The sequence below is a fragment of the Pelomonas margarita genome (assembly GCF_043555875.1).
Lineage (GTDB): Bacteria > Pseudomonadota > Gammaproteobacteria > Burkholderiales > Burkholderiaceae_C > Pelomonas > Pelomonas margarita.
This window is the reverse complement of sequence record NZ_JBIGHW010000006.1, coordinates 41,672-66,580: the sequence shown is the minus strand read 5'-3', so window position 1 is coordinate 66,580 and position 24,909 is coordinate 41,672. Positions and strand designations below refer to the sequence as shown.

Here is a 24,909-nt window from a genome sequence, read left to right as displayed (position 1 = left end):
CGAACAAATGTGTTGCAACACCGTCATATGCGCCGGCCTTGTTCACGTGGCGGGCAGCGGCAGCGGGGGCTGTGGCGGCGCCGGGGTGGCGGCCTACATTGATCGCCTCCGTCGCCACCGACGCCCTTGTTCATTGCCCGCATGAGTTCAGCCCCGGTGCCGTTCGACGGCCATGCCCTGTCCCCGCAGACCGCACGTTTCCTGGCCCAGCCCCACCCGCTGCTGATCGACGGCCGCTGGGTGGAGGGCGCGGGCGAGATGACCAGCCACGACCCCGCCACCGGCCTGCCGCTGACGCGCTTCCACATCGGTGGTGCTGCCGAGGTGGACCGCGCCGTGGCCGCCGCGCGGGCCGCCTTCAACGGCCCCTGGGGCCGCATGCCCGCCACCGACCGCGCCGCGCTGCTGTTCAAGCTGGCGCGCGCGATGGCGGCCGACGCGCGGCTGCTGACCGAGCTGGACATCGTCGACAACGGCATGCCGGCCTTCATCGCTGAGCTGACGACCGCCAACACGGTGGAGATGCTCGACTACTACGCCGGCGCCGTGCTGCGCATCGAAGGGACGACGACCTCGCCGCCACGCCACATCGCTGCGCAGGCCGAGGCCTTGACCTACACGCTGCGCGAGCCGGTGGGTGTCATCGGCCAGATCGTGCCGTGGAACGTGCCGCTGTCCACCGCCATCCTGAAGCTGGCGCCGGCGCTCGCTGCCGGTTGCACGGTGGTCATCAAGCCGTCCGAGGAGACGCCGCTGTCGGTGCTGGCGCTGGGGCAGATGGTGCTCGACGCCGGCCTGCCGCCGGGTGTCGTCAACATCGTCAACGGCCTGGGTGCCGATGCCGGCGCCGCGCTCGCCAACCACCCGGGCGTGGACAAGATCTCCTTCACCGGCTCCACCGCCACCGGGCGGCGCATCGTGGCCGCGTCGCTGGGCAACCTGAAGAAGATCAGCCTGGAGCTGGGCGGCAAGAGCCCTGTGGTTGTCATGCCCGATGCGGACCTGGCGCTGGCCATCCCGGGCGTGGCGATGGCGACCTTCTTCCTGCAGGGCCAGAACTGCATGGCCGGCACGCGCATCTTTGCGCATGCCGCCATCCACGACGAACTGGTGGCCGGCGTTAGCGCGTTTGCCGACGTGATGGTGCTGGGGCATGGCCTGGATGCCGCCAGCCAGCAGGGGCCGATGATCTCCGCGCAGCACCACGCCAAGGTGCGTGGCTACATCGACGGCGCGCAAGCCGAAGGCGCGGTGCTGGCGGCCGGCGGCAGCTCGCCGGACCGCCCGGGCCACTTCATCCGGCCGACGGTGTTCACCGGCTGCCACCGCGACATGGCCATCATGCGCGACGAGATCTTCGGCCCGGTCATGGCCGTGCAGCGCTTCGAGAGCAGCGACCTGGACACCATCGCCGCGCTGGCCAATGACACGCCGTTCGGGTTGTCGGGCAGCGTGTGGACCCGCGACCTGTCGACGGCCCATCGCCTGGTCAAGCGCATCCGCGCCGGCCAGGTGTCGATCAACTGCCACGGCGCCGTCGGCACCAACATTCCGTTCGGTGGCTACGGCCAGTCGGGCTGGGGCCGCGAGTTCGGCCAGGAGGGGCTGGACGCCTACCTGGAAACCAAGGCCGTCACCGCGCGACTCTGACGCCGGCGTCGCAGCCGCGTGCTGCCTGCACCACGAGGTTGGGCACGCGCGAGTCGTCCCAGTCGAATGCCGCCGCGCCCTGGCGCACGATGACCAGCTGCTCGCGCGCGGACACATAGACGCGCTGCGCGCCGGCGCCGTCGAAGAACAGCATGTCGTCGGCCAGAAAGGGCGCGCTCGCCGGCACCGCGCCCGGCGTCACGCTGTTGTAGCGCCGCTGCGGCGCGTGGGGACTGCCGCGCCAGAGCTGGTAGCCGTAGTTCGGGTTCGCGGTGCTGGGCGCGCCCATCGCCTGCAGCCATGCCGGGTCCATCAGCTGCCGGTCGCCGACACGCCCGCCGTGAACGAACAGCAGGCCCACGCGCAGCCAGTCCTCGGGCCGCGCGAACAGGCCGCTGGCCGTGCGCGCGAGCCCGCCCGGGTGATCCAGCACGACGAAGGCCTCGGCCGCACCGAGCGGTTGCCACAGGCGTTGCGACAGATAGTGCGCATAGCGCTGGCCGGTGGCGCGCTCGACGATCAGCCCGAGCAGCTGCGAGATGCCGCTGGCGTAGTTGAAACGCGTGCCGGGCGTGTCCGCCAGCGCGGCGCTCAAGGGCACGGCGGTGCTGTCGGCACCCAGCAGTGCACGGTTCCAGGCCGAGCCGGGCGACATGTCGAAGGGCAGCGGCGCGAGGCCGCTGGCCATCTGCAGCATCTGCTCGATGGTGATGGCGCCGCGCGGGTCGCCGGCCCACTCGGTGAGCCAGCGCGAGACCGGGGCTTGCACCGTGGGAATGAAGCCGTCGGCCACCGCCTGGCCCACGACGAGGGCCAGCACGGACTTGTGCATCGAGGCCGGCTCGGTGCTGGCGTCCGGCCCGCGGTCCTCGGCGTAGCGCTCGAACACGACACGGCCGCGATGCCAGACCAGGAAGGCATCGCTGCGCACCCGCTCGATCTCCGCCAGCGTCGGGGCCAGCGCGGCCTCGCTGAGGCAGGCACTGGCACCGCGTGGCAGCGGCACGGGCGCAGCTGCACCAGCGACGCGCTCGCTTGGCCACAGCTGCGGGTCGCTGCGGCTGTACACCGCTGGCCGGCCCGGCGGCGGCCGGTTGGCCACGCGCCATTCATACAGCCAGTCCCAGCCGGCCTGGCTGGGCATCGGCAGGCTGCACAGCAGCACGAAGGCCGCCGCCAGCCCGGGGCGCAGCCGCATCACGTCAGGGCTTGACGCGGGGCGCCGCCGGCTTCTGCTCCAGCGCATAGCGCTCCAGGCTGGATAGGCTGGTCCCTTCCATCTTCTCGGGCGCCACCAGGTAGGTCGGGTAGCGCTCGCGCACGCGGTCGATGATGTCCTTGGGATAGGCATCGAGCGACTTGCGGCTGCCGAACAGGCCGCTGTAGACGATGTGGCCGGGCGCCTGGTCCATCAGCATCCACGGCAGCCAGGGCGTGATGCGGTTCCACACGCCGTGGTGGGGAATGTGGCCCAGGTCCGGGTTCTCTAGGTCGGCGCGGCGGATCGCGTAGCGGAACAGCTCCGACACGCGCGACATGGCGCCCGGCGACTCGCGCGGCCACTTCTCCGGCTTCAGCGCGCTGGGGTAGTAGAGGTGGATGTCCGACTCCAGGCCCACCGTCTCCTCGTCCAGCATCATCCAGTTGCGGATGAACGGCCGGCGCGGCGGCGCCTGCTCCTTGTTCAGGCCGCCGTAGCGGGGCGGCTCGGGGAAGAAGTCGGAAATGATGTAGTTGAAGGGGTCGTTGGCAACGTCCACAACCTTGACGCGCTCGCCGGTGTAAGGGTTGTCCCACTCGTCCATCAGCTTGCCGGTTTCCAGGTTGCGATAGAACACGACTTCGCGGCACAGGCGGTGGTAGCTGCCGTCGGGCTGCTTGACGACGCGGATGGTGCTGAAGACCTCGAAGCGCATCAGCGGGCGCACGCGCTCGCCATCGCGCACGCCGTTGACCATGCCCGACACGCAGCCGTAGACGAACTTCTTGGGATCGGCGTCGCCTTCCAGACGGGCCGACATCTCGCGGTTCCAGATGGGGTCGTTGAACGCCAGGGGGCGGATGGCCGGCTTGGCTGCGGTGGTGGCCGCGTTGCCGGCGCCGGCCGCGCCGGCCAGCGCGGCCGTGGCCGCCAGGCGCAGCGCATGGCGGCGCTTCATGTCGTTGGGATTCATGTCTGTCGATCTCCAGGGAGTGAAAGGGCGTTCGCTCAGATGACCGCGCAGACGGTCTTGAGCTCGAGGAAGTTGTCGACCGCCGCCTGCCCGCTCTCGCGGCCCCAGCCCGACTGCCTGACGCCGCCTATGGGCAGGCTGGCGTCGAACATCAGGTGGCAGTTGATCCACACGGTGCCGGACTTGAGTCGCGCCGCGACGCGGTGCGCGGTGGACAGGTCGCGGGTCCAGACGCTGGCGGCCAGGCCGTATTCGGAGTCGTTGGACAGGGCCAGCGCCTCCTCCAGCGAGTCCACTGGCGTGGCCACCAGCACGGGGCCGAAGATCTCTTCCTTGACGCAGGCCATGTCGGGCTTGACGTCCACCAGCACGGTGGGCTCGATGAAGGTGCCGTGGGGGCCGAGCCGCCCGCCACCGACGATCGCCTTCGCCCCGGCCGCGATGGCGTCCTGCACATAGCGGTGCACGCGCTCCGCCTGCTTGCGGCTGACCACGGGACCGATCTGCGTCGCTGCGTCCAGGCCGTGACCCAGCTTCAGGCTGCGGGCGACATCGGCCACGCCTTGCACCACCTGGTCGAACACGTCGCGGTGCACGTACAGGCGCGAGCCCGCCACGCAGACCTGGCCGGTGTTGAAGAAGATCGCGTTGGCCGCGCCGGCGATTGCCGCGTCCAGGTCGGCATCGGGCATGACGATGACCGGCGACTTGCCGCCGAGTTCCAGTGTCACCTTCTTGAGGTTGCCGCCGGCAGCGGCCAGCACGGCGCGGCCCACCGGTGTGGAGCCGGTGAAGGAGATCTTGTCGACGCCCGGGTGGGCGGCCAGCGCCGCGCCGACTACGTCGCCCCGGCCGGTGACGATGTTCACCACGCCCGGTGGCAGGCCGGCTTCCAGCAGCAACTCGCCCAGGCGCAGCGCGGTCAGCGAGGTGTCCTCGGCCGGCTTGAGCACGACGCAGCAACCGGCGGCCAGGGCCGGTGCGAGCTTCATGGCCGTCAGCACCAGCGGCGAGTTCCACGGCACGATGGCCGCCACCACGCCCACCGGCTGCTTGAGCGTGTAGGCGAAGACCTGCTTGCCGGGCGGCTGGTAGTTGATGGAGGTGGGGATGGTCTGGCCCTCGACGCGCGAGGCCTGGCCGGCGAAGAAGCGGAACTGCTCGGCCGCGCCGGGGATCTCCGCATAACGGCCCACCCACAGCGGCTTGCCCTGGTCCAGCGTCTCCAGCTCGGCGAGCTCGTCGATGTGTTGCTCGATCAACTCGCTGACGCGCCACAGGATGCGGCCGCGCTGGCTGGGCGTCATGTCGCGCCAGGCCGCGCCCTCGAAGGCCTCGCGCGCCGCCGCGACGGCGCGGTCCGCGTCGCTCGCGTCACCGGCCGGGAAGCGCCCCAGCACCTCGCCCGTGGCCGGGTTGATGGCGTCCATCCACGCGCCCGAGCGTGCGGGCACCCAGTCGCTGCCGAGCAGCATGGGGTGGTCGGCGCGCGCGAGAAAGGCCAGCGTGGCGGGCTGGGCGGGCTTCAGTGCTGCAATGTCCAGGCTCATGAACCGTCGCTCCTTCAGGCCTTGGGCTGGATGTGTTCGGCGTGGTGCTGCAGATACCAGCCCGCCACCTCTTCGCGCGTCGTGAACCAGACGCCCGGCAGCGACTTGGCGAACTCCAGGAACTCGCGCAGCGCACGGATGCGGTAGGCCCGGCCGCTGACATGCGGGTGCAGGCCCACGTTCATGATCCGGCCGGTCTTGGCGCCCTCGTCATGCAGCACCGACAGTTCCTCGATCAGCACGTCGCGGAACTCGTCGGTCGTGTGGCCGCGCCGCGTCAGCAGCGTGAAGTCGTTGATCTCGTTGGAGTAGGGCGTCGAGACGATGGGGCCGTGCGGCGTCTGCACCAGGTAGGGCTGGTCATCGTTCATCAGGTCGCAATAGAACTTCAGGCCCTTCTCCGCCAGGATGTCGGCGGTGGCCAGCGTGCCGCGCAGCGACGACGACAGCCAGCCCTGCGCGGGGCGGCCGCAGATCTGCTGGTAGACGTCCAGCGTGCGCTCGATGACGCGACGCTCGGCGTCCACGTCGCCGGAGAAGTTGGTCAGCAGCTCGCCCTGCTCGTAGTTGTGGGCGATGACCTCGCAGCCACGCGCCAGCGCGGCGTCCACCATCTGGCGGCGGCGCAGGCCGGTGACGGCATTCATCGTCACGGCCGGCTTCACGCCCATCTCGTCGAACAGCTCGTACAGGCGCCACACGCCCACGCGCTGGCCGTACTCGCGCCAGGCGAAGTTGGGGAAGTCGGGCACGTTGCCGGGCAGTGTGTCGGGCAGGATGGATGGGCCGCCGGCGTAGTAGGGCTTGTCGGTGTCCTTGATCAGGTCCCAGGTCTCGAGATTGATCGTGAGGAACAGCGCGACACGCTTGCCTTCGGGCCAGCGCAGCGGCTGGCGCTCGGGCAGGGGGACGTAGTCGTAATGCATGAGGTTCTCCGGATGAATTCAGCGCTTGTCGGCCGCCGTGCGGCAGGCCGCGCCGGCAGTGACGCGGTCCAGGAAGGACTGTGCGTCACCCACCGTCTGTTGCGCCTTGTCGATGATGAGCATGTGGCCGGCCTCCGGGAACACCTTGCGCTCGACGAAGCAGGCGTTCTTCATCGCGTTGGCGAAGGCTTCGGAGGTCTGCGTGCTCAGCGCCTTGTTCGCGCCGCCCCACAGCACCAGGGCGGGGGCCTTCACGTGGGCGAGCACGCGCAGCGGGTCGCCACGTTCGTACTGCCGGCGCGACACGCGCGACTCCTCGCCGCGACCGACGGTGTTGATGAAGGCCAGCTTGCGCTGCACCAGCTGCGGCCTCACCAGGCTGTGGTCGGCCAGCATGTGGCGCAGGTTGCCCTCGACGTCGGCCGCCGTGATGACCTCGCTGAAAAAGATGTTGGCCGTGGCGGCGGCGGCTGACGCGGCCGACGACGGTGTGGCGGGCGCCGCCGGCCTGCCGGTCTCGATGCCCGCCGAGTTGGCCAGGATCAGCGCCGTGATGCGGTCGGTGCGCGTGGCGGCGTAGCGGAAGGTGATGAGGCCGCCGTAGGAGATGCCGGCGATCGCAAAGCGCTCGGCGCCCAGCTGGTCCATGAAGCCGTCGATGAGGCTGCCAATGCGGTCGGTGGAGTAATTGCCGCTGGCGATGGGGCCGCTCAGGCCGAAGCCCGGGATGTCGAAGCGGATCACGCGGTAGCGCCTGGACAGCAGGGCGGTCCAGCCGTCCCAGTCGCCCAGGTCGCCCATGGTGCCGTGCACCAGCAGCAGCGCCGGGCCGCTGCCCTGGTCCTTGTAGTGCAGCTTGACGCCGTCGACCTCGATGAACCTGGAGTCGGCATCGGCAAAGCGGGCCAGCACGGACTCGCGCGTCAGCACGCGTGTCGACGGCGGCTCGGGGGTCTGGGCGCGGGCGGGCAGTGCGGCGGCGATGCAGAGCAGCGCGGCGGCCAGCGAGAGACGGGGCAGGCGCATAGACATGGCGAAGGGGTCCTAGATGTCCAGCGGCGTCGTCGCCGCATCGAAGTCGAATTCGAGGAAGTCGTCGCGCGGCACGGGCGCATCGTCGGCCGCATCGACGAAGTGGCGGTGCAGACGCAGGCCATGCGCGTCTGAGCGCTTCACGGTATTGGTGGCGCGCGCATAGCGCAGCCGCTCGTAGCAGGCCAGGCCGGCCTCCACGCCCAGGCCCTTGGCCAGCGCCGTAGACAGCGCCCGCGCCAGCATCACGCCGTCCTCGATGGCCATGGCCGCGCCCTGGCCCAGGAAGGGCAGCATCGGGTGCGCGGCATCGCCCAGCAGCGTGACGCGCCCCTGTTGCCAGCCCGGCAGCGCGGCGCGGCCGAACAGGCCCCACTTGAAGACGCCGCTGCGGCACAGGCCGTCGATCATGTCGGCGGCTTCTTCGTGCCAGCCGGCGAAGTGCTCGCGCAGTTCCGCCGGGTCGGCCGGCAGCGACCAGCCTTCCTCGATCCATGAATCCACACGTGCGAACGCCACGACGTTGACCGCCGTCTGGCCGCGCACGCGGTAGCGCAGCAGCGAGCGATGCGGGCCGAGGAACACGGCGCTGTCGGGCGTGAAGTCGGGGTTGCGCAGCGACTCGGCCGGCACGACACCGCGCCAGGCCACATAGCCGGTGAACTGCGGGGCGCCGTCGCCATGCAGCGCGGCGCGCACGCCCGAGCGCACGCCGTCGGCGCCGATCAGGCAGTGGCTTTCGAAGCGGCCCGCCGGCGTGTCCACGCTGACGCGATCGCCGTGCTGGCGCACGCCATCCACGCGCGCACCCAGCACCAGCGCGGTCGAGTCCAGGCGCTGCAGCTCGTCGGCCAGTACCTTGTGCAGGTCGGCGCGCAGCAGCTGCAGATAGGGCTGGCCCCAGCGCTGCTCCATCGCGTCGCCCATGTCGTAGGCGGACAGCGTCTCGCCGCTGTGGTAGTGCTTCATCGCCGCGCGCTGCGGGCGGTTGGCGGCGGCGCGCAGTGCGTCCTTCACGCCCAGGCTGTCCAGCGCCCGCGTGGCGTTGGGCGCCAGCGAGACGGCCGCGCCCACCTCGCGCAGTTCGGCCGCCTGCTCCAGCACGCGCACCGGCACGCCGGCGCGCAGCAGGCCCAGCGCCGCGCAAAGGCCGGCAATGCCGGCACCGGCGATCAGCACCGGCTCATGCTTGCTTGTGCCGACGCTCATGCCTGCGCCGTCTCGTTGATGACTTCGTCGTAGCGCTGCTTGCTGTCGGCGTCCTGCAACTCCTTGGCTTCCTTGCGGACGACGTAGTACAGGCGCTCCAGCAGTTGCTGGCGCTGCAGCTCGCGCGCATCGAGCGCGGCCTGGTCCAGCACCAGGGCCTCGATCTCGGCGGCCAGGTCGATGCCGCGCTTGGCAGAAACGCGCTCGATGGCGTCGACGCGGTCGCGCAGCACGCTCAGCTCCTGCGCCAGCACGACGATCATCGACATCGCTTCGTCGAGGCCCGGCGTCGCGTAGAAGACCGGGCGCTTGCCGCGCGCGTGGCGCGTGGCGCGTGGCGTGTTGTCGGCGGCGCTCATGCCAGCACCGCCTTGCGTGCGATCAGCACTTCCCAGCCGCCCCCCGGCGCGAACTCGCCGGCCGTGAACTCGCGGTCCGCAACGGCGCTGGTGGATGCGTCCGTGTAGCCGGCGGCACCTTCGGCGGCGGCCTCCAGGATGGCCATGGGCGCGGTGGCGAAGGCCACATCCGCGGCGGGGAAGCCGGCGTCCACCGCCAGCTTGATCTGATCGACTTCTCTCATCGCGCCCCAGAACGGTTCGTTGTTGTACCAAGTCTCGTTGTCGAGGATGAACTGCGTGAACGCGTTCATGTTGTCGAACGGCGGCAGGTCGGCATGGATCACGTAGCCGCCCGGCGACAGCAGCCGGTGGCATTCGCGCACGACACGCGGCATGGCCTTGCCGCTGGTCTCGTGCATCAGGATGTGGCTGACGATGAGGTCGAAGTAGCCGTCCTCGAAATCGGTCTTCTCGGCATTCATCTGCGCGAAGTTGACCTCCACGCCCAGCGCGGCGGCGCGCGCATGGCCATAGCGCACCACCGGGCCGCCCACGTCGATGCCCCAGACCTCCGCGTCGGGGAACAGCTGCTTGTAGGGCAGCGTGGAATGGCCGACCGTGCAGCCCATGTCCAGGATGCGGCGCGGCTTGAAACCGGGCAGGTTGCGCCGGATGTAGTTGCACACCGAGCGGCCCATGTCGTCGTTCAGCGGGCCGGCGAAGCCCATGCCGTAGAGGTAGGCGCCGCGGTCGTAGAGGGCCGCGACGCTGACGTCGTCCTTGGTCACCTCGCTGGCGTAGCCGCCGGGCATGCAGTGGATGTCCAGCGCCGTGACGTACTTGGGCGGCACGAAGTCAGGGTCCATGCGCAGCTCGGCCTTCGTCTTGGCCGACCAGTCACGCGCCTTCTCGATCAGCTCGGGCAGCTGACGATCGACCGCGTCGATGACCGAGTTCCACATCGCTTCCTGCGAGATGCGGTTCAGTGCCGCGTAGTGCTGGAAGTACAGGTCCACCTCCATCGCCTTGCGGATGTCGCGGCGGTCCTGCGGCGCGCGGCCATGCTGCTGCTCGAAGTGCTTGGCAGCGCGCTGGGTGAACACCGGCTGCAGGCCCGGCAGCAGGCCCTGCTGCACGAAGGCCTTCAGGCTCTTGGAGAACTCCTGCCGCGAGGACTCGTCATGCGTGGACTTCGGCAGCAGCGGATGCTGCTCCTGCTGGAAGGTGTTGAGCACGGGGACTCCTTGGTTTTCTGATGCCTGAAGCGATGCAACGAATGTAGGGGGCGGTCCCCCGGCAGTCGCGGGGTTCGGGCGCCCTGGTCACCTGACGAACAGCGCGCCGGGGCGCATGCCGGTCAGGCCTTGTCGAGGTCGTCCAGCAGCCGCAGCGCCGCGGACTCGGCCGACTCGCAAGCGCCTTCCATGCCGACGTGCAGCCTGCTGCAGTGCTCGCCCGCGAAGTACAGCGCACCGACGGGCTTGTCCAGCAGCTCGGCGTAGCGGCCGATGTCGCCGGGCGCGAAGCTGGCGATGTGGCCACGCGCGAACGGCTGCGCGCCCCAGTTGTGCACATGGCTGATGCGCACCGCGCCCTGGCTCGCCGGACGCAGGCGGTTCAGCTCCTTGAGCACGAACTGCCCGACGTCGGCGCTGGACACGCGGTCGAAGCGGTCGGTGGCCTGGCCGTTGATGAAGGCCACGAGGTTGCCGGGGCCGCCCCCGTCCCGCGCCGGCATGTGCAGCACGCGCTCGATGGGGCCGTCGGACCACAGCTCGGGCGCCATGCCGTCCTTCTCCCAGAAGGGGCTGTCGACGGCCATGAAGACCTGCACCAGCTGGGCGTAGGGGATCTTCTGCCAGGCTTCCCGCTGGCGCCCGGGCAGCTTGACACCCTTGATGCCGTCGACACGGATGCCGCGCATCACCGACATCGGGATGGTGCTGATGCAGGCGCGCGCGCGGTGGACGCTGCCGTCCTGGCAGGTCACGACCACGCCCTTGGGGCCGGTCTCGATGCGCCGCACGACGCGCTGGAGCTGCACCGGTCGCTGCAGCGACGCGGCCATCGCGTCCGTCAGTGCGCTGGTGCCGTCGCGCACGCGGCTCTGGATGCCGGCCTTGGCTTCGTGCCGGTAGAAGTTCATCTTGCGCAGCGCGTCCAGCGCATTGGCCTCGTCCAGCGTGCGCGCGCCGATGTTGACGTTGAGCAGGCGCAGCGCCTCGGGCGACGCGCCTTGCTGTCGGAAGAACTGGCGCAGCGACATCCGGTCGTACTCGGCCAACTCGGGCTTGAGCCAGTCCCCCAGGTCCACCAGCGGCGACTTGGCCGACAGGTAGCGGCCGTAGAGCTGCAGCGGCAGCAGCGTGCGCTCGTTCGGCGCCAGTCGGTTCAGCGGCGAATCGACCCAGGGCTGGTTCACGGCCGGCTGGCCGTCGATGCTGATGGCCACGGCGGCCGACCCGAGCATGGATGCTGCGCCGGGCGGCTGGTCGCTCAGCGCCACGCCCAGTTCGGCCGCATTGCCGCGCACGCGCCCGTAGCCCGGCCCGATCTCGCTGGCGCCCAGCTCGGGGCGCCCCGGTACCTGGCGCGCCGTCCAGCAGCGGCCGCCCACGCGCTGGCTGGCCTCCAGCACCGTGACGCTGACGCCGGCTGTCTGCAGCATGCGCGCGGCGTGCAGCCCCGAAATGCCGGCCCCGAGGATCAGTACATCCGCGGGGGCCGCGTCCGCCGCCGCCATCACCGGCCCTGCCAGCACCGCCGCGCCCAGCGCGAGCGCGTGACGTCGGTTCAACCTCTGTTCCGCCATGAAGACACCTCTGGGCCGCGGGCCCGTGATCCAGTCAAAACGCCGTTCGGCACGATGGGCGGAAGTGAAGCACCTGCGGCGACCGCGTGCACGCCGGCGTGCCCCCGTGTTCATGAGGCGAGTAAGCGGTGGGCAGGCGGTGAGTCGGCGGTGAGGGCGGCGTCCTCGCTGGATGAACAGTCGCCCGCCCGCCACTGGCGCCCACCACCGGCGCAAGCTAGCGTGTGCCGATGATTGCTACCCCCGACCTCCCTGCCGCCGCACCCGCCCGCCTTGCCGCCCATGACCTGGTGGTGCAGCTGCTGCAGGCGCTGGGGGCCGCGTGCGTGACGACCGACGCCGCTCAGCTGGCCCTGCTGTCGCACGACGTCTACCGCAGCGGCGGCCTGCCGCTGGCGGCCGTGCGACCGACGAACGTAGCGACGCTGCAGACCGCCGTGAAGCTGTGTGCCGCCGCGAAGGTCGCCATGGTGCCGCGCGGTGGCGGCGCCTCCTACACCGACGGCTATCTGCTGCCGGCCGGCGGCCATGTGGTGTTCGACACCGGCGGTCTGGACAGCATCGACGTCGACGCCGCCAACGCGGTGGTGACCGTCGGCGCCGGCGTGACCTGGGCCGCGCTGCGCGAGCGCCTGGCCCCGCTGGGCCTGCGCACGCCCTTCTGGGGGCCGTTCTCCGGCCTGGTGGCCACGGTGGGCGGCAGTGTCAGCCAGAACGCCATCAGCCACGGCAGCGCCAGCCATGGCATCTCGGCGCAGTCGGTGCTGTCGGTGGACGTGGTGCTGGCCTCGGGCGAGCTGCTGAGCACCGGCATCAGCTCGGCCACGCGCCACTTCGGCCCCGACATGACCGGCCTGTTCACGGGGGACTGCGGCGCCCTCGGCATCAAGGCCACCCTCCGCTTGTCGCTGATCGCCGCGCGTAGCGAGTTCGAAGGGCTGTCCTTCGCCTTCACCGACTTCGCGGCCTTCCACGAGACCATGCGCCTGGCCGCGCAGCAGGGGCTGGAGGACGAGAGCTTCGGCCTCGACAAGGCCTTGTCGCAGGGGCAGATCGGCAAGCAGGAGGGCATGGGCTCCAGGCTGCGCATCGCGCTGCAGGTGTTCCGCTCCGCTCCCAACGCGGTGGCCGGCCTGAAGCAACTGCTGCGCATGGCCCTGGCCGGCGACCAGGTGCTCGCCAGCGGCGAGTACATGGCGCACTTTCTGGTCGAGGGCGCCAATGCCGCCGACGCGAAGGCCAAGGCCCGTCACCTGCGCGAGCTGGCGCTGCGGCATGGCACGGAGATCGCCAACAGCGTACCGGGCTTCGTCCGCGCGCTGCCCTTTGCGCCGCTGACCAACATCCTCGGCCCCAACGGTGAGCGATGGGTGCCGCTGCACGGCATCCTGCCGCATGCCCGGGTGCCGGCCTTTCACACCGCGCTGCAGGACTTCCGCGCCCGCCACCGGGCGGACATGGAGCGGCTGGGCGTGTGGATGGGCACGATGTTCTCCACCGTCTCGTCGACCGGGCTGCTCTACGAGATCGCGCTGTACTGGCCCGAAGTGCCGACGGCCTATCACGAGGCGATGCTGGGCCGCGAGCACCTGCAGCAGGTGTCCAGCCACGCCGCCAACGCCTCGGCCTCGGCGCTGACGGCCGTGCTGAAGCAGGACCTGATCGAGCTCTACGCCGAACACGGCAGCGCCCATTTCCAGATCGGTCGCGCCTACCCCTACGCCCCCCGCCTGCACCCCGAGGCGCTGCGCATGCTGCGCACGCTGAAGGCGTCGCTGGACCCGCACAACCTGATGAACCCCGGCGCGCTGGGGCTGGACACGGCGACCGACTGACCACGGCGTGAATTCGCGTTCGCCCGCGTTTGACTTGCGTCCACGCTGCCCCTAGCCTGCGCGCCCGCCATCACTGGACCGCCCACCATGACACCTCGCCTTCTTCCCTGTCGCATCAGCCCGGGAAGCCGGCCATGACGGGCACCACCGGCGAGTTCCGCCGCGACCATGCCTGGCGCATCGTGCTCGCGGCCTGGCTGGGGGTGGCACTGGGCCTCACTGCACTGCCTTTCTACACGCTGGGCATCTTTGCCAAGCCGCTGGCGCAGGAGTTCGGCTGGTCGCGCGCGGTCATCCAGAGCGGCATCACCTTCTCCATGCTCGGCGTGGTCTGCAGCGCCTGGGCGGTGGGCTGGCTCATCGACCGGTTCGGCGTGCGCCCGGTGGCGCTCGCCAGCCAGGCCGGGCTGGCGCTGGGCTTTCTCGGGTTGTCGGCCCAGAACGGCTCGACCACGCTGTGGCATGCCAACTGGTTCCTGTTCGCGCTGGTGGGCGCCGGCACCACGCCGCTGGCCTGGTCGCGCGGCATCGCCTCCTGGTTCGTCGAGAAGCGCGGGCTGGCCCTGGGCATCGCGCTCAGCGGCACCGGCGCCACGGCGCTGCTCGCACCGCCGCTGCTCAACCAGCTGATCGCCTCGCATGGCTGGCGCAGCGGCTATGTGGCGGTCGCCGCTGCCATCGCGCTGGTGGCCATGCCCGCCGTCTGGCTGCTGTTTCGCGAAAAGCCCGACACCGGCAGCAGCAGCAGGCAGGCCAGCGCCGCGTCCAGCGACGGCCTGACGGTGGGCGAGGCGCTGCGCACCCGCCACTTCTGGCTGATGATCGTCGGCTTCTGGGCGATCTGCTCGACGGTGGCGGGCCTGATTCCCAACCTGATGCCCATGCTCACCGACGGCGGGCTGAGCGCGACCGAGGCGGCGGGCTATGCCAGCCTGCTGGGCCTGATGGTGATGGCCGGCCGCCTGCTGGCCGGCTGGCTGCTCGACCGCCTCTGGGGGCCGCTGGTGGCGCTGCTGCTGCTGACGCCGCCCGCCGCGGCGTGCCTGCTGCTGGCCTGGCAGCAATGGCCCGGCCTGGCGGTGATGCTGATCGGCCTGACGGCCGGCGCGGAGTTCGACCTGCTCGCCTATCTGTGCCTGCGCTACTTCGGCACGCGCAATTTCGGCCAGATCTACGCCTGGCAGTGGGTGGGCTTCTCGCTGTCCACCGGTGCCGGCCCGGTCGCCTTCGCGCTCATCTTCGACCGCACCGGTGGCTATCAGCTGGCCTTGCTCACCTCGGCCGTGCTGCTGGTGCTGGGGCCGCTGTTGCTGCTCGGCCTGGGCCGCTACCCGACTTCCTGGCCCGCTCGCACCGCAAGCGGGTCGTAAACTGGGCCGGGGCAGTGATGCAGAGGCGCGGTTCGGGGCATGGCAGAGCGGGACGAGATCAAGTCGCTGAAGAAGGCCCTGCGCGCCATCACCTTCCTGAACCAGCACGGCGACGCCACGGCGAGCAAGGTGGCCTCCGGCATCGACGTGCCGCGCGCCACCGCCTACCGCCTGCTGCAGACCCTCGCGTCTGAAGGCTATGTGGACAAGCTGCCCAGCAGCGACATCTACCGCCTCACCAGCCTCGTGCGGCGCCTTGCCGCGGGCTTCCAGGACACCGACCTGCTCGTCGAGATCGCTCGCCCGCTGCTGGCCGAGGTGCAGCGCGAGCTGGGCTGGTCGCTCGCGCTGGCAACGCCCCGCGGCAATGAGATGGTGGTGCGCCTGAACACCGACCACGACTCGCCGCTGGTGCTGACCCGCCACCGGATCGGCTTCGCCATTCCGATGCTGATGTCCACCAGCGGTCTGTGCTATCTCGCCCACTGCCCGGCAGCGGAGCAGGAGGCCGTGATGAAGGCCGACTTCAAGGACCGCAGGCCCCATGCGGCGCCTCGTTTCGAACGCGCCCGCATCGAGCAGCTGATGCGCGGGGTGCTCGACCAGGGGTACTGCCACATCGAGTTCGATCACAACCGCGAGGGCAATCTGGGCGTGCCGCTGCTGCTGGCCGGTCGACCAGTGGGTGGCATCGTGATGCGCTACATCAAGTCGACGCTGCGCAACACCGACCGCCTGCGCGAGGTCTATGCGCCGCGTCTGCAGCAGCTGGCCCATCAGATCGCCACTCACCGCTCCCATGCCGCCGATCACGACGCAATCCATGATGTGAACACGCCGCAGATCTGACTTTGCTAACGCCTCCATGACGGTTAGCCTGCGTGGCAGATCGATGGCCGGGGAGGCATTCAGATGGCAAGCACCGCCAAGGCCGGCTCGGGCCCCCGAAAACCGTGCGGCCCGGACAGCAGGCGCTGATGCGTACCACGCCCCTGGCTGCCCGGCTGGCCGATTTCATCCTTGCAAGGCAGCACACAGCCTTCGACGAGGCTGTCACCCGGCCAGCCAGGCGCTTGCTGCTGAACCAGCTCAAGGCCTCGGCCGAGTGCTACCTGCAAATGACGCATGCGCAGCAACTGCCTGCAACCATTGCTCCGCAGGACGGCGAGGCGCAAAGCGGCGGGGCGCTGGCCTGGTGGTCCGGCCTGCCCACGACGCCACAGCACGCGCAAAGCTGCAATCGCGCCTTGCTGGACCCGCTGGATTTCGGCGATACGCACCTGCCCAGCCTGCGTCGGCTCACGCCGGACATCGTGACCGCCCTGCTGGCGCATGCGCAAGCCGGGCGCTGCAGCGGACCTCGCCTGCTGACGGCGCTGGCCATCGGCCTGGAGGCGGAGATCGCCTGCGCCGCCCTTTGGCCCGGCATGGGCGTGGCCGCCGCCCGCTGCACCCTGTTGGGGCTGGACCGCGCAGCGACCATGGCGAGCCTGGCGCAGGTCGTGCCGTTGGCCATGGCCGCGACGCCTGCGGTGGCCGAAGCGCTGGACGGCCCCGATGACGACTGGCATCTCGACGACATCGCCATCCACTGCTGGCCCGCGCCCGTCCAGGCTTTGGCGGCCATCGATGCAACGCTGGTGCTGCGTGGCCTGTGCGCCGGGCGAGAGCCGCAGGCCTTGCAACTCACGATATCTCCGGTGGCGTGGCAACTCGCCGAGCAGCAGGCGGCGGGCACGGGCGCTGGCACGGCACTCTCGCTGCAGCACTGCGTTGCGGCCAGCTGGCGGCTGGGCCAGTTCACGGTGGACGAGCGCCAGCCCGCCTGCGTGGCGGACGCCGCGATGCGCGGCCTTGCGGACAAGGTGGCGCTGCGGGCCGATACCGACTGCGCCGGCGTGCAGGCCTGCTCGCTGACGGCCTGGTTCGATGACGGTTCGCGCGAGCACGTGGACGTGCCCGCCTTCCTCGGTACCAAGGGCGCGCCGCCGAGTGACTCGCAGCTCTGCGAGCTGTTTCGCGCCGCCGCCAACGACCTGGTGCTGCCCCAGCGCGCCGGCGAGGTGCTGCAAGCCTTGTGGAGCCTGGATCTGTCGCCAGATGTGGGCACGCTGTTGCGTCTGCTGAGGCCGCAGGCAGCGACAGCCTGAACGCGGCGCCCTGTGGCGCCGCCCGCTCCCTCAGGCCACTGCCAGCGCCTCGGTGGCGGGCTGGTTGACCGAGGCCGGAGCGGCCAGTTGCAGGGACAGCTCGCGGGCTGCGGCCTTCAGATCGTCGGCATAGCGGCGCACGGCCTCGGCCATCGGCAGGGCGGTGGCGAAGAACACCAGCGTCAACGTGGCCACCACCGCGCCCTTGTCGAACACCGGCACGGCGATCGAGGAAGTTTTTCCGGGGAACTGCGTGTGAGGATTGCGCTCCCAGGTCGCGTAGCCGTTCTCGCGGACGTTCTGCACGAGGCGCTCGGACTTGAACATGTCCAGCATGGGCGTTCGGCGGTCATAGGCTTCCAGGCCCGTCAACAGGCTCAGCCGCTCCTCGGCACCAATGTGGGCCAGGAATGCATGCCCGGAGGCGCATTCCAGCAGTGGCAGGCTATAGCCTGGTGCGTAGTTGCAGAAGGTCAGCGAGCTGAGCGTGTGCGTCGAGTCCCGCACGATCATGCTGCGGCCCACATGGGTCGTCAGCGAGATTGGCCAGGCGTGCTTCTGCGTCAGCTCGACCATGCGCGGACGTGCCAGTGAAATGAGGTTGCCATGGTCTGTGTAGCCCAGCGCCAGCGACTGCACCAGCGCGGTGACGCGATAGCGCTTGCAACTGGCTTCGCACGCCACCAGGCCTTCGTGCATTAGCGTCTGGATGATGCGGAAGGTGGTGGGATAGGGCAGGTCGACTGCCTTGGAGATTTCCATCACCGTCAGCCATTCGCCGCGGTTGATGGCCTGCAGGACAGCGATGCTGCGGCTGACGGAGCGGATGGGGACACTTCTTTCCATGATGACATCTCCGGATGCATGCGATGTGAGTCGGCCCTGCTGCGACGGCTCCGCAGGGCGGGTTGAAACCAATGTCTCGCAAGCCACATGCCGCAGCGTCCGAAAAAACCCGAGGCCCGAATCGACTGCCCGCAATGCGGACAGTGCGGTCAACCACATGGACAGAGGCGGGCCTCTTTGTAGGGGTGACAAGGTCGCCGCGACCGTTCCACTGTGTGGAGAGAGTGCCGCCGCCGATGGCCGCAGCCGCGACGACACGCACAAACTGACCCCGCCCGGGCACGCCACGCCCGCCATGCCAACTTCACCCAGAGGCAGACCTTGCAAGCTTTCTCCTTCCAGACCGTTCCTCATCTGGTGGTCGAGCGCGGCGCCAGCGCGCAGCTCGGCGGCCTGCTGACGCAGCGCTTTGCGGCCACCCGCGTCTGCGTCGTCACCGACGCCTTCCTGTACCGCAGCGGACTGCTGGAGCCGGCGCTGTCCAGCCTCACGTCCTCGGGGCTGAAGGTGCTGATCGTGGACGACGTGCAGGCCGACCCGCCCGACCATGTCGTGGACGCCGTCACCGCGCGTGCGCGCGAGTTCGGCACCGACCTGGTGGTGGGCCTGGGCGGCGGGTCGTCGATGGACGTGGCCAAGCTCGTCGCTGTGCTGCTCGCAGGGCGCCAGACGCTGGCCGACATCTACGGCATCGACAAGGTGCTTGGCGAGCGTCTGCCACTGGTGCAGGTGCCCACCACGGCCGGCACCGGGTCCGAGGTCACGCCCGTCGCCATCGTCACCACCGGCAGCACCACCAAGAGCGGCATCGTCTCGCGCCAGCTCTATGCCGACATGGCCATCGTCGACGCGACGCTGACCGTCGGCATGCCGCGCGGCCTCACGGCGGCCACCGGCATCGATGCGATGGTGCATGCCATCGAGGCCTTCACCAGCCGGCACAAGAAGAACTTCATGTCGGACCTGCTGGCCTTGCAGGCGCTGGAGCTGTTGTCGACCCACCTGCTGCCCGCCTGCGAGAACGGCCACGACCTGCAGGCGCGGGAAGCCATGTTGCTGGGTGCGCTGCTGGCGGGCCAGGCCTTTGCCAACGCCCCGGTTGCCGCCGTGCATGCACTGGCCTATCCGCTGGGTGGGCGCTTCCATCTGCCGCACGGGCTGAGCAACGCGCTGGTGCTGCCCCATGTGCTGCGCTTCAACGCACTGACCGCCGCTGCGCTCTATGCCACGCTGGCCGACCGGCTGCTGCCCGGCGTGCAGGGCAGCGATGGCAGCAAGGCAGCCGCACTCATCCGCCATCTGGAGGCCTTGATCGCCGCCACGGGCATGCAGACGCGACTGCGCGATCACGGCATTGGCGCCGACGCGCTGTCCCAGCTCGCGGCCGATGCGATGCTGCAGACGCGCTTGCTGGGCAACAACCCGCGCGATGTGCTGGAGGCGGACGCGCTGGCCATCTACCAGGCTGCCTATTGAAGTCACGATAAAAAACGGGCAGCGCTGCTTGCGCAGCGCTGCCCCATGTGCAGGCCAACCCGGGTCAGGCCGCCGCGCTCGCCCGCCCGGCGGACCACACCGGCTGCTCGGGCGCCGGCAGGCCGGTCTCCTCCAGGCAGCGCTCGCGCAGCGTCTGGATGTCGGGCCCGAAGTTGAAGGTGCCGAACTCGCCGCGCGCGGCGCGCATCTCGGCGCGAAGCGCCTCGGTGGCTTTCGCATCCACCTCATCGCCCACCAGCACCACGCCGTAGTCCCGCGCGCCCTGCACGCTGACCAGGCCCTGCTTCAGCTCCTTGGCCAGCAAGCCGGGGTCGCGCGCCAGCGGGTCGCCCCAGCCGCCTCCGCCCCAAGTGATGAACTGCAGGCTGTCGCCAGCCTCGACCGGATAGCCCTCCAGCTTGTTGCCGACGACGACCTGCGTGCCGTCCGCCTTGGTGAGGATCTTCCTGGCGCGTTTGCCCGGCAGGCCGCCGTTGACGCCCCAGGGCGGCACGAACCAGCGGTCGTCGTGGATGGCGATGGTGCCCGGCTCCAGGAAGCGGTAGACCATGTTGATGCCGTTACCGCCGCGGTGCAGGCCCGCGCCGCCGGAGTCGGTCACGGTCTCGTAGCGCAGGATCTCCAGCGGGAAGTAGCGCTCCAGGAACTCGTTGGGCACGTTGGTGAAGCCGGGGAACAGCGAGTGGCCGTCGGGGCCGTCGCCCAGCGGGCGGCCGGGGATGCCGCCGAAGCCGATCTGGAACAGCTGGAACCACTTGCCGTTGCTGTCGGTGCCCGCGTAGAACAGGTGGGGCGACGAAGAGAAGCCGGCGGCGTTCAGGAACTCCGGCGTCTTCTGGCCCAGCAGCCCGCCCAGGATGTCGAACAGCCGGCCCAGCACATGGGTGCGGCCCGACAGCGCGGCCGGGAACTTGGGCTTCAGCAGCGAGCCTTCCGGCACGCGCACGTCGATCAGGTCGTAGTAGCCGTCGTTGAACAGGATCTGGGGGTCGAACACCATGATCATGTAGATGCCGAAGAACATGCGCATCATGTTTTCGTTCAGCAGCATGTTGATCGACGCCTGCGACTGCGGATCGGTGCCGTCGAAGTCCAGCACCACGCGCCCGTTCTCACGCCACATCGTGCACTTGATCTTGTAGGGGCCGTAGCCCAGGCCGTCGTCGCAGACGTAGTCCTCGAAGGACACCTTCTCCTCGCCGATGGAGTTCTCGATCAGGTGCTTCATCGCGCGGTGATTGCGCTCCAGCAGCATCCCGGTGGCCGACACGAACACGTCGTCGCCGAAGCGCGTGACCATCTCGACGACGCGGTGCGCGGCCACGCGGCACGATGCGATCAGCGCGTTCAGGTCGGCTTTGCACCAGTCAGGCGTGCGGGACTGGTGCATCACCAGCTTGATGAGGTCCTCGTTGTACTCGCCCTTCTTCCAGATCTTGACGGGCGGGATGCGCACGCCTTCCTGGAAGATCTCGGTGGCGTGGATGGGCATGGAGCCGGGCACCATGCCGCCGATGTCGCTCTGGTGGCCGAACATCGAGGTGTAGGCGATCAGTCGGCCGTCCTTGAACACCGGCAGCAGCACCAGCCAATCGTTGCAGTGGCTGATGGCGCCGCCAACCGAATAGGGGTCGGACAGGAAGATCAGGTCGCCGTCCTCGACGGTGCCGTCATAGCCGTCCAGGAAGGGGCCGATGTACGAACCGAACTGGCCGACGATCATCTTGCCCTGGTGGTCGGCAATCAGCGGGAAGGCGTCGCCCTGTTCGCGGATGCCGGGCGACATGGCGGTGCGCACCAGCGTCGCGTCCATCTCGATGCGGGCATTGCGCAGCGCGTTCTCGATGATGTCCAGCGTCACCGGATCGACGGCGACCTTGTTGAAAGGCTTGGCGTTGGCCTGGATGATTTGTGCGGGCATGGTGGGTTGTCCTCGTCAGGCCAGGTGGATCAGGATGTTGCCGACGTGGTCGACGGTGCCGACGCAGCCGGCTTCGATCAGCGTGGTCGAGTCCATCTCGACGACGATGGCCGGGCCGGGGATCACGTCCTCGGCCAGCAGCCTGGCGCGGTCGTAGATGACGGCGGGCACCATCTGCCCGCCGGCCCACAGCTGGTGGTCGCGGACCTTGGCGCGCGCGACGTTGCCGTCGCTCTTGGCCAGCGGCGGCGCAGGCAGCTCCAGCGCCGGGCCCATGGCCACGGCGCGCAGGTTGACCAGCTCATGGGCCGAGTCCATGTTGAACGTGAACAGACGCAGATGCTCGGCGTCGAAGCGGGCGGTGACGCCGGCCAGACCGTCACGGCGCAGCGTGTCTGGGTCGATGGACAGCGGCACCTCGAAGGCCTGGCCTTCGTAGCGCACGTCCAGCTCGAACAGGCTGGTGATGTCGGCGTCGGCGATGCCCTCGGCGCGCAGCTCGGCGCGGGTCTGCTCGGCCATCTCGGACAGTAGCGTGATGACCGATTCTTCGTTCGTCTCCGCCACGCGGCGCGAGAAGCTGCGAGCGGTCTCCGTGCGCATGCGCGTCGTCGCGTCGCCAAGTGCGCACAGCACGCCCGGAGACACCGGCGAGATCGCGGGCCACGAGCCCATCAGCCGCGCCACCGCGTTGACGTGCAGCGGGCCGGCGCCACCGAAGCCCATCAGCGCGAAGTCGCGCGGGTCGTAGCCCTGTTGCACCGAGATCATGCGCAGCGCGCCGAACATGTTCTCGTTGACGATGTCAATGATGCCGCGTGCGGCTTCCATCAGGCCGATGCCGAGCGCGTCGGCGATGCCCTGCACCGCCTTCTTGGCGCCTTCGCGGTCCAGCTTGAAGGTGCCGCCCAGCAGGTTCTCCGGCAGGTAGCCCAACACGACGTTGGCGTCGGTCACGGTCGGCTGCGTGCCGCCCTTCTGGTAGGCCACCGGGCCGGGCACGGCGCCAGCCGACTGCGGGCCGACGCGCAGCGCCTTGGTCAGCTCGGGCACGTAGGCGATGGAGCCGCCACCAGCACCCACCGTCTTCACGTCCAGCGCCGATGCGCGCACCGACAGGTGGGCCACCTCGGTGCTGCGCTGGCGGCGCGCGTCCAGGTTCTCGATCAGCGCGACGTCCGTGGACGTGCCGCCAACGTCCAGCGTCAGGATGTTCTTGATGCCGGCGTTGCGGCCCACCCAGATGGCACCCGTAACGCCGCCGGCCGGGCCGGACATCAGCAGGTTGACCGGCTGCAACTCGGACTTCTCGGACGACATCAGGCCGCCGTCGGAGCGCAGCAGGCTCAGCGAGCCGCTCATGCCGGCGCCGCGCAGCTTGTCGCGCAGGTTCCGCACGTACTTGCCGACGACCGGGCGCATGCTGGCATTGGCCACCGTGGTCAGCGTGCGTTCGTACTCCTGCATCTCGGGCAGCACCTCATGGCTCAGCGAGATGGGCACGTCCGGCATGATCTCCGCGGCCAGTTCGCCGACGCGCTTCTCGTGCGCGCCGTTCAGGTAGGCGTTGATGAGGCTGACGGTCAGCGCCTGAATGCCGGCGTCGCGCAGCGTGGTCAGCACCTGGCGGATCTGCGCCTCGTCGATGGGGGCGGTCTCGCGGCCCTCGGCGTCCATGCGGCCGGTGATTTCGAAGGTGTCCTGCAGCGCGGCCAGCGGCTCGGGCTTGGGCCAGACGATCCAGCCGGCCAGGCCGCCCGGCACGAAGCTGCGCGCGATCTGCATGATCTGGCGGTAGCCCTCGGTCGTCACCAGCCCGACGCGTGCGCCCTTGCCCTCCAGCACCGCGTTGGTGGCCACGGTCGTGCCGTGCAGGAAGAACTCGACCTGCGACGGCGCGATGCCCGCCTTGTCGCAGATGGCGTTCACGCCGTTGAGGATGCCCTCGGACGAGTCATGCGGCGTGGACGGCGTCTTGTGCCGCCAGAAGCGTCCGTCAGTGTCGTTGAACAGCAGTAGATCGGTGAACGTGCCGCCCACGTCCACACCCAGGCGAAAGGCCATGTTTGCTCCAGCAAGTCGTCCCCGGAAGGACGGATGGAGGCATTCTTCGGACGGCGGCGCGAGTTCAGAAACCGAGGGCGCGGTTTGTTCGCCTGATGGCCTCTAGAGGAAGTTGTTCAGTGACGGGGCAAGCGAGCCCGCTGCCGCGAAATTGACGCAACGTGCTCTGGCTTGATAGTGGAAGCGAGAGAGGTTTGGCCAGTTTGCTGCAACCGGTTTGATACTGCATCGGAGGCGAGTCTAGACCGCCTCGTCAGGACCCCAACCAAGCAGGTTCACGTAGTACCGTGTCGAGCGCCCAGCGCCTGCCCGGGCAAGCAAATTGAGGTCTTCCAACTCGATGAGCTCTCGCGACGCCGTGGCGCGGGAAGTGCCTGCGATGCTCTCGTATTTCTTGGTGCTCATCCCACCTTCGAAGCCGTGGGGCCAGCGTCGAGCAGCAGGTTCACGACCTTGCGTTGACTCTCACTCAGGGCCTTGTTGCTGTGGTCCATCCAGAACCTCGCTTTGGCCAAAGTGTCGTCGACGGTCCTAGATGCCTCCTCGCATGACACCTGGACCTGATGCAAGAACCACAACACCCAGTCGGTCACATCGAGCCCGCCGCGCTGGGCGCGCTCAAGCTGCTCGTAGTAGTCGTTGCGGCGCTCCAGTGTAATAGTCCGACCACTACCCGCGACGATCAGTAGACCTCTGGCGTGAGGCGGCGGTTGGTCTCTTCGATGCTGAACTCCTTCGGGTCGAAGTCGCGGCCGATCCATTCCTTTTTCTCGGCGTACTCCGGATGCGCCGGGTCGGCCATGATCTCCAGGAATTCTTCGTACCCACCAGCTCCGCCGATGTCCTCTGGCGGGCATGCGTTCTCGCCTCCGATGCAAATCGCCAGCGCAATCGGTGCGTCGAGTTCGACGACCTTCTCGACCTTGACCTTGTGCCACCAGGCGTCGCCGTAGTCGTAGACATAGCGGAACGACCTGCTGCGGCCCAGCGCCTGTCGCAGCGTCACTCCTTCCTCGTCCAGCGCGTCGTCCGGCAACTCTGAGTTGGGCTCCTGCGCTACGTAGTTGGCGTCTGCGAACTCGAACTCGTGGATGTGGCCGCCATCCCACCCCGTGCCCCACAGCAGCGTCACGTGAAGACGAGGCAGCTCGATCGTGTCGGGCACGAGGAAGCGCCGCCACACCTTGGGCTTGACCCGCTCGAGCTCGACGTAGATTTGGTAGGCCAGCGTCGATGCGCCGGGCTCGAACAGGGTGGACTGGCTCATGGCGCCCACTTTACTGAACGACGCCTGGTTCGGCTGCCAGGTGCGACCGTTGCTCAGGCGGCCATTGGCAGCGCTTGAACCTCGGTCGCGGAGGCAGCCTCTTGCGCCCACTTCGCCGCAACCACCCATGGCAGCAGCTCGTCGATGCGGTTGCTCGGCTGGTCAGCAATGCGCTCCAGGACGTGACGCAGGTAGCGCTGCGGGTTGATGCCGTTCAGCTTGGCCGTGCCCAGCAACGTGTACATGACCGCTGCGGTCTGGCCGC

General features: G+C 69.3%; 20 protein-coding genes. 6 read left to right on the top strand and 14 right to left on the bottom strand.

All coding sequences use genetic code 11. From position 1 onward, the window contains the following. Positions 1 to 141 precede the first annotated feature (141 nt). Positions 142 to 1,650 (top strand): aldehyde dehydrogenase family protein, encoded by a 1,509-nt coding sequence (locus ACG0Z3_RS12650; RefSeq protein ID WP_394397864.1) that lies wholly within the window; start codon positions 142 to 144, stop codon positions 1,648 to 1,650. Here the strand turns inward: ACG0Z3_RS12650 and ACG0Z3_RS12645 are convergent. From ACG0Z3_RS12645 to ACG0Z3_RS12605, 9 genes are all read right to left on the bottom strand, one after another. Then, positions 1,634 to 2,848, bottom strand: coding sequence for a serine hydrolase domain-containing protein (locus ACG0Z3_RS12645; protein WP_394397862.1), 1,215 nt, complete (start codon positions 2,846 to 2,848; stop codon positions 1,634 to 1,636). The genes ACG0Z3_RS12650 and ACG0Z3_RS12645 overlap by 17 nt on opposite strands. Positions 2,849 to 2,852: 4 nt before the next feature. Continuing rightward, a complete protein-coding gene (locus ACG0Z3_RS12640; protein WP_394397860.1) occupies positions 2,853 to 3,824 on the bottom strand; it encodes a DUF1838 family protein in 972 nt (323 codons plus the stop codon). 35 nt (positions 3,825 to 3,859) lie between these two features. Next, positions 3,860 to 5,374, bottom strand: coding sequence for an aldehyde dehydrogenase family protein (locus ACG0Z3_RS12635; protein WP_394397858.1), 1,515 nt, complete (start codon positions 5,372 to 5,374; stop codon positions 3,860 to 3,862). A gap of 14 nt (positions 5,375 to 5,388) precedes the next feature. Continuing rightward, complete coding sequence (locus ACG0Z3_RS12630) at positions 5,389 to 6,300, bottom strand: polysaccharide deacetylase family protein (RefSeq protein ID WP_394397856.1); 912 nt, start codon at positions 6,298 to 6,300, stop codon at positions 5,389 to 5,391. Positions 6,301 to 6,318: 18 nt separating this feature from the next. Then, positions 6,319 to 7,332, bottom strand: coding sequence for an alpha/beta fold hydrolase (locus ACG0Z3_RS12625; RefSeq protein WP_394397854.1), 1,014 nt, complete (start codon positions 7,330 to 7,332; stop codon positions 6,319 to 6,321). A gap of 12 nt (positions 7,333 to 7,344) precedes the next feature. After that, the gene (locus tag ACG0Z3_RS12620) at positions 7,345 to 8,541 is read right to left on the bottom strand and encodes an FAD-dependent monooxygenase (protein ID WP_394397852.1); all 1,197 of its coding nucleotides are present in this window, start codon (positions 8,539 to 8,541) and stop codon (positions 7,345 to 7,347) included. Beyond that, positions 8,538 to 8,900, bottom strand: a complete 363-nt coding sequence (locus ACG0Z3_RS12615) for a hypothetical protein (protein ID WP_394397850.1) — start codon at positions 8,898 to 8,900, stop codon at positions 8,538 to 8,540. The genes ACG0Z3_RS12620 and ACG0Z3_RS12615 overlap by 4 nt, the downstream gene beginning before the upstream one ends. After that, on the bottom strand, positions 8,897 to 10,117 hold the full coding sequence (locus ACG0Z3_RS12610; protein WP_394397848.1) for a class I SAM-dependent methyltransferase: 1,221 nt from the start codon (positions 10,115 to 10,117) through the stop codon (positions 8,897 to 8,899). The genes ACG0Z3_RS12615 and ACG0Z3_RS12610 overlap by 4 nt, the downstream gene beginning before the upstream one ends. A 122-nt stretch (positions 10,118 to 10,239) precedes the next feature. Beyond that, positions 10,240 to 11,679 carry a flavin monoamine oxidase family protein gene (locus ACG0Z3_RS12605; RefSeq protein ID WP_394397846.1) on the bottom strand — a complete coding sequence of 480 codons (1,440 nt, stop codon included), beginning with the start codon at positions 11,677 to 11,679 and terminating at the stop codon, positions 10,240 to 10,242. Positions 11,680 to 11,924: 245 nt separating this feature from the next. On the opposite strand from ACG0Z3_RS12605, the gene ACG0Z3_RS12600 reads away from it, so the two are divergent. The 4 genes from ACG0Z3_RS12600 (at position 11,925) to ACG0Z3_RS12585 (ending at position 17,049) form a co-directional block, all read left to right on the top strand. Then, positions 11,925 to 13,529: an FAD-binding oxidoreductase gene (locus tag ACG0Z3_RS12600; protein ID WP_394397844.1), complete on the top strand. Its 1,605-nt coding sequence runs from the start codon at positions 11,925 to 11,927 to the stop codon at positions 13,527 to 13,529. A 134-nt stretch (positions 13,530 to 13,663) separates the two neighbouring features. Then, positions 13,664 to 14,899 carry an MFS transporter gene (locus ACG0Z3_RS12595; protein ID WP_394397842.1) on the top strand — a complete coding sequence of 412 codons (1,236 nt, stop codon included), beginning with the start codon at positions 13,664 to 13,666 and terminating at the stop codon, positions 14,897 to 14,899. A 39-nt stretch (positions 14,900 to 14,938) separates the two neighbouring features. Then, positions 14,939 to 15,748: a helix-turn-helix domain-containing protein gene (locus tag ACG0Z3_RS12590; RefSeq protein WP_394397840.1), complete on the top strand. Its 810-nt coding sequence runs from the start codon at positions 14,939 to 14,941 to the stop codon at positions 15,746 to 15,748. 128 nt (positions 15,749 to 15,876) lie between these two features. Further along, positions 15,877 to 17,049 (top strand): MmgE/PrpD family protein, encoded by a 1,173-nt coding sequence (locus tag ACG0Z3_RS12585; RefSeq protein ID WP_394397838.1) that lies wholly within the window; start codon positions 15,877 to 15,879, stop codon positions 17,047 to 17,049. A gap of 30 nt (positions 17,050 to 17,079) precedes the next feature. Here ACG0Z3_RS12585 and ACG0Z3_RS12580 read toward each other — a convergent pair whose 3' ends face one another. Further along, positions 17,080 to 17,895 carry an IclR family transcriptional regulator domain-containing protein gene (locus ACG0Z3_RS12580; protein WP_394397836.1) on the bottom strand — a complete coding sequence of 272 codons (816 nt, stop codon included), beginning with the start codon at positions 17,893 to 17,895 and terminating at the stop codon, positions 17,080 to 17,082. 321 nt (positions 17,896 to 18,216) lie between these two features. Between ACG0Z3_RS12580 and ACG0Z3_RS12575 the strand changes: the two genes are divergently transcribed. Beyond that, positions 18,217 to 19,371 (top strand): iron-containing alcohol dehydrogenase, encoded by a 1,155-nt coding sequence (locus tag ACG0Z3_RS12575; RefSeq protein WP_394397834.1) that lies wholly within the window; start codon positions 18,217 to 18,219, stop codon positions 19,369 to 19,371. 64 nt (positions 19,372 to 19,435) lie between these two features. Here the strand turns inward: ACG0Z3_RS12575 and ACG0Z3_RS12570 are convergent, their stop codons facing one another. The 4 genes from ACG0Z3_RS12570 to ACG0Z3_RS12555 form a co-directional block, all read right to left on the bottom strand. After that, the gene (locus tag ACG0Z3_RS12570; RefSeq protein WP_394397832.1) at positions 19,436 to 21,313 is read right to left on the bottom strand and encodes a hydantoinase B/oxoprolinase family protein; all 1,878 of its coding nucleotides are present in this window, start codon (positions 21,311 to 21,313) and stop codon (positions 19,436 to 19,438) included. Between the two features lie 15 nt (positions 21,314 to 21,328). Beyond that, positions 21,329 to 23,377, bottom strand: a complete 2,049-nt coding sequence (locus ACG0Z3_RS12565; protein ID WP_394397830.1) for a hydantoinase/oxoprolinase family protein — start codon at positions 23,375 to 23,377, stop codon at positions 21,329 to 21,331. Between the two features lie 682 nt (positions 23,378 to 24,059). Further along, positions 24,060 to 24,644, bottom strand: a complete 585-nt coding sequence (locus tag ACG0Z3_RS12560) for a plasmid pRiA4b ORF-3 family protein (RefSeq protein ID WP_394397828.1) — start codon at positions 24,642 to 24,644, stop codon at positions 24,060 to 24,062. Between the two features lie 53 nt (positions 24,645 to 24,697). Continuing rightward, the gene (locus ACG0Z3_RS12555) at positions 24,698 to 24,889 is read right to left on the bottom strand and encodes a transposase domain-containing protein (RefSeq protein WP_394398237.1); all 192 of its coding nucleotides are present in this window, start codon (positions 24,887 to 24,889) and stop codon (positions 24,698 to 24,700) included. Between the last annotated feature and the right edge of the window lie 20 nt (positions 24,890 to 24,909).

Coding starts and splice junctions, on each gene's coding strand:
- ACG0Z3_RS12650 (WP_394397864.1), top strand. CDS start 142: ATGAGTTCAGCCCCGGTGCCGTTCGACGGCCATGCCCTGTCCCCGCAG.
- ACG0Z3_RS12645 (WP_394397862.1), bottom strand. CDS start 2,848: ATGCGGCTGCGCCCCGGGCTGGCGGCGGCCTTCGTGCTGCTGTGCAGC.
- ACG0Z3_RS12640 (WP_394397860.1), bottom strand. CDS start 3,824: ATGAATCCCAACGACATGAAGCGCCGCCATGCGCTGCGCCTGGCGGCC.
- ACG0Z3_RS12635 (WP_394397858.1), bottom strand. CDS start 5,374: ATGAGCCTGGACATTGCAGCACTGAAGCCCGCCCAGCCCGCCACGCTG.
- ACG0Z3_RS12630 (WP_394397856.1), bottom strand. CDS start 6,300: ATGCATTACGACTACGTCCCCCTGCCCGAGCGCCAGCCGCTGCGCTGG.
- ACG0Z3_RS12625 (WP_394397854.1), bottom strand. CDS start 7,332: ATGTCTATGCGCCTGCCCCGTCTCTCGCTGGCCGCCGCGCTGCTCTGC.
- ACG0Z3_RS12620 (WP_394397852.1), bottom strand. CDS start 8,541: ATGAGCGTCGGCACAAGCAAGCATGAGCCGGTGCTGATCGCCGGTGCC.
- ACG0Z3_RS12615 (WP_394397850.1), bottom strand. CDS start 8,900: ATGAGCGCCGCCGACAACACGCCACGCGCCACGCGCCACGCGCGCGGC.
- ACG0Z3_RS12600 (WP_394397844.1), top strand. CDS start 11,925: ATGATTGCTACCCCCGACCTCCCTGCCGCCGCACCCGCCCGCCTTGCC.
- ACG0Z3_RS12595 (WP_394397842.1), top strand. CDS start 13,664: ATGACGGGCACCACCGGCGAGTTCCGCCGCGACCATGCCTGGCGCATC.
- ACG0Z3_RS12590 (WP_394397840.1), top strand. CDS start 14,939: ATGGCAGAGCGGGACGAGATCAAGTCGCTGAAGAAGGCCCTGCGCGCC.
- ACG0Z3_RS12585 (WP_394397838.1), top strand. CDS start 15,877: ATGCGTACCACGCCCCTGGCTGCCCGGCTGGCCGATTTCATCCTTGCA.
- ACG0Z3_RS12580 (WP_394397836.1), bottom strand. CDS start 17,895: ATGGAAAGAAGTGTCCCCATCCGCTCCGTCAGCCGCAGCATCGCTGTC.
- ACG0Z3_RS12570 (WP_394397832.1), bottom strand. CDS start 21,313: ATGCCCGCACAAATCATCCAGGCCAACGCCAAGCCTTTCAACAAGGTC.
- ACG0Z3_RS12565 (WP_394397830.1), bottom strand. CDS start 23,377: ATGGCCTTTCGCCTGGGTGTGGACGTGGGCGGCACGTTCACCGATCTA.
- ACG0Z3_RS12560 (WP_394397828.1), bottom strand. CDS start 24,644: ATGAGCCAGTCCACCCTGTTCGAGCCCGGCGCATCGACGCTGGCCTAC.
- ACG0Z3_RS12555 (WP_394398237.1), bottom strand. CDS start 24,889: ATGTACACGTTGCTGGGCACGGCCAAGCTGAACGGCATCAACCCGCAG.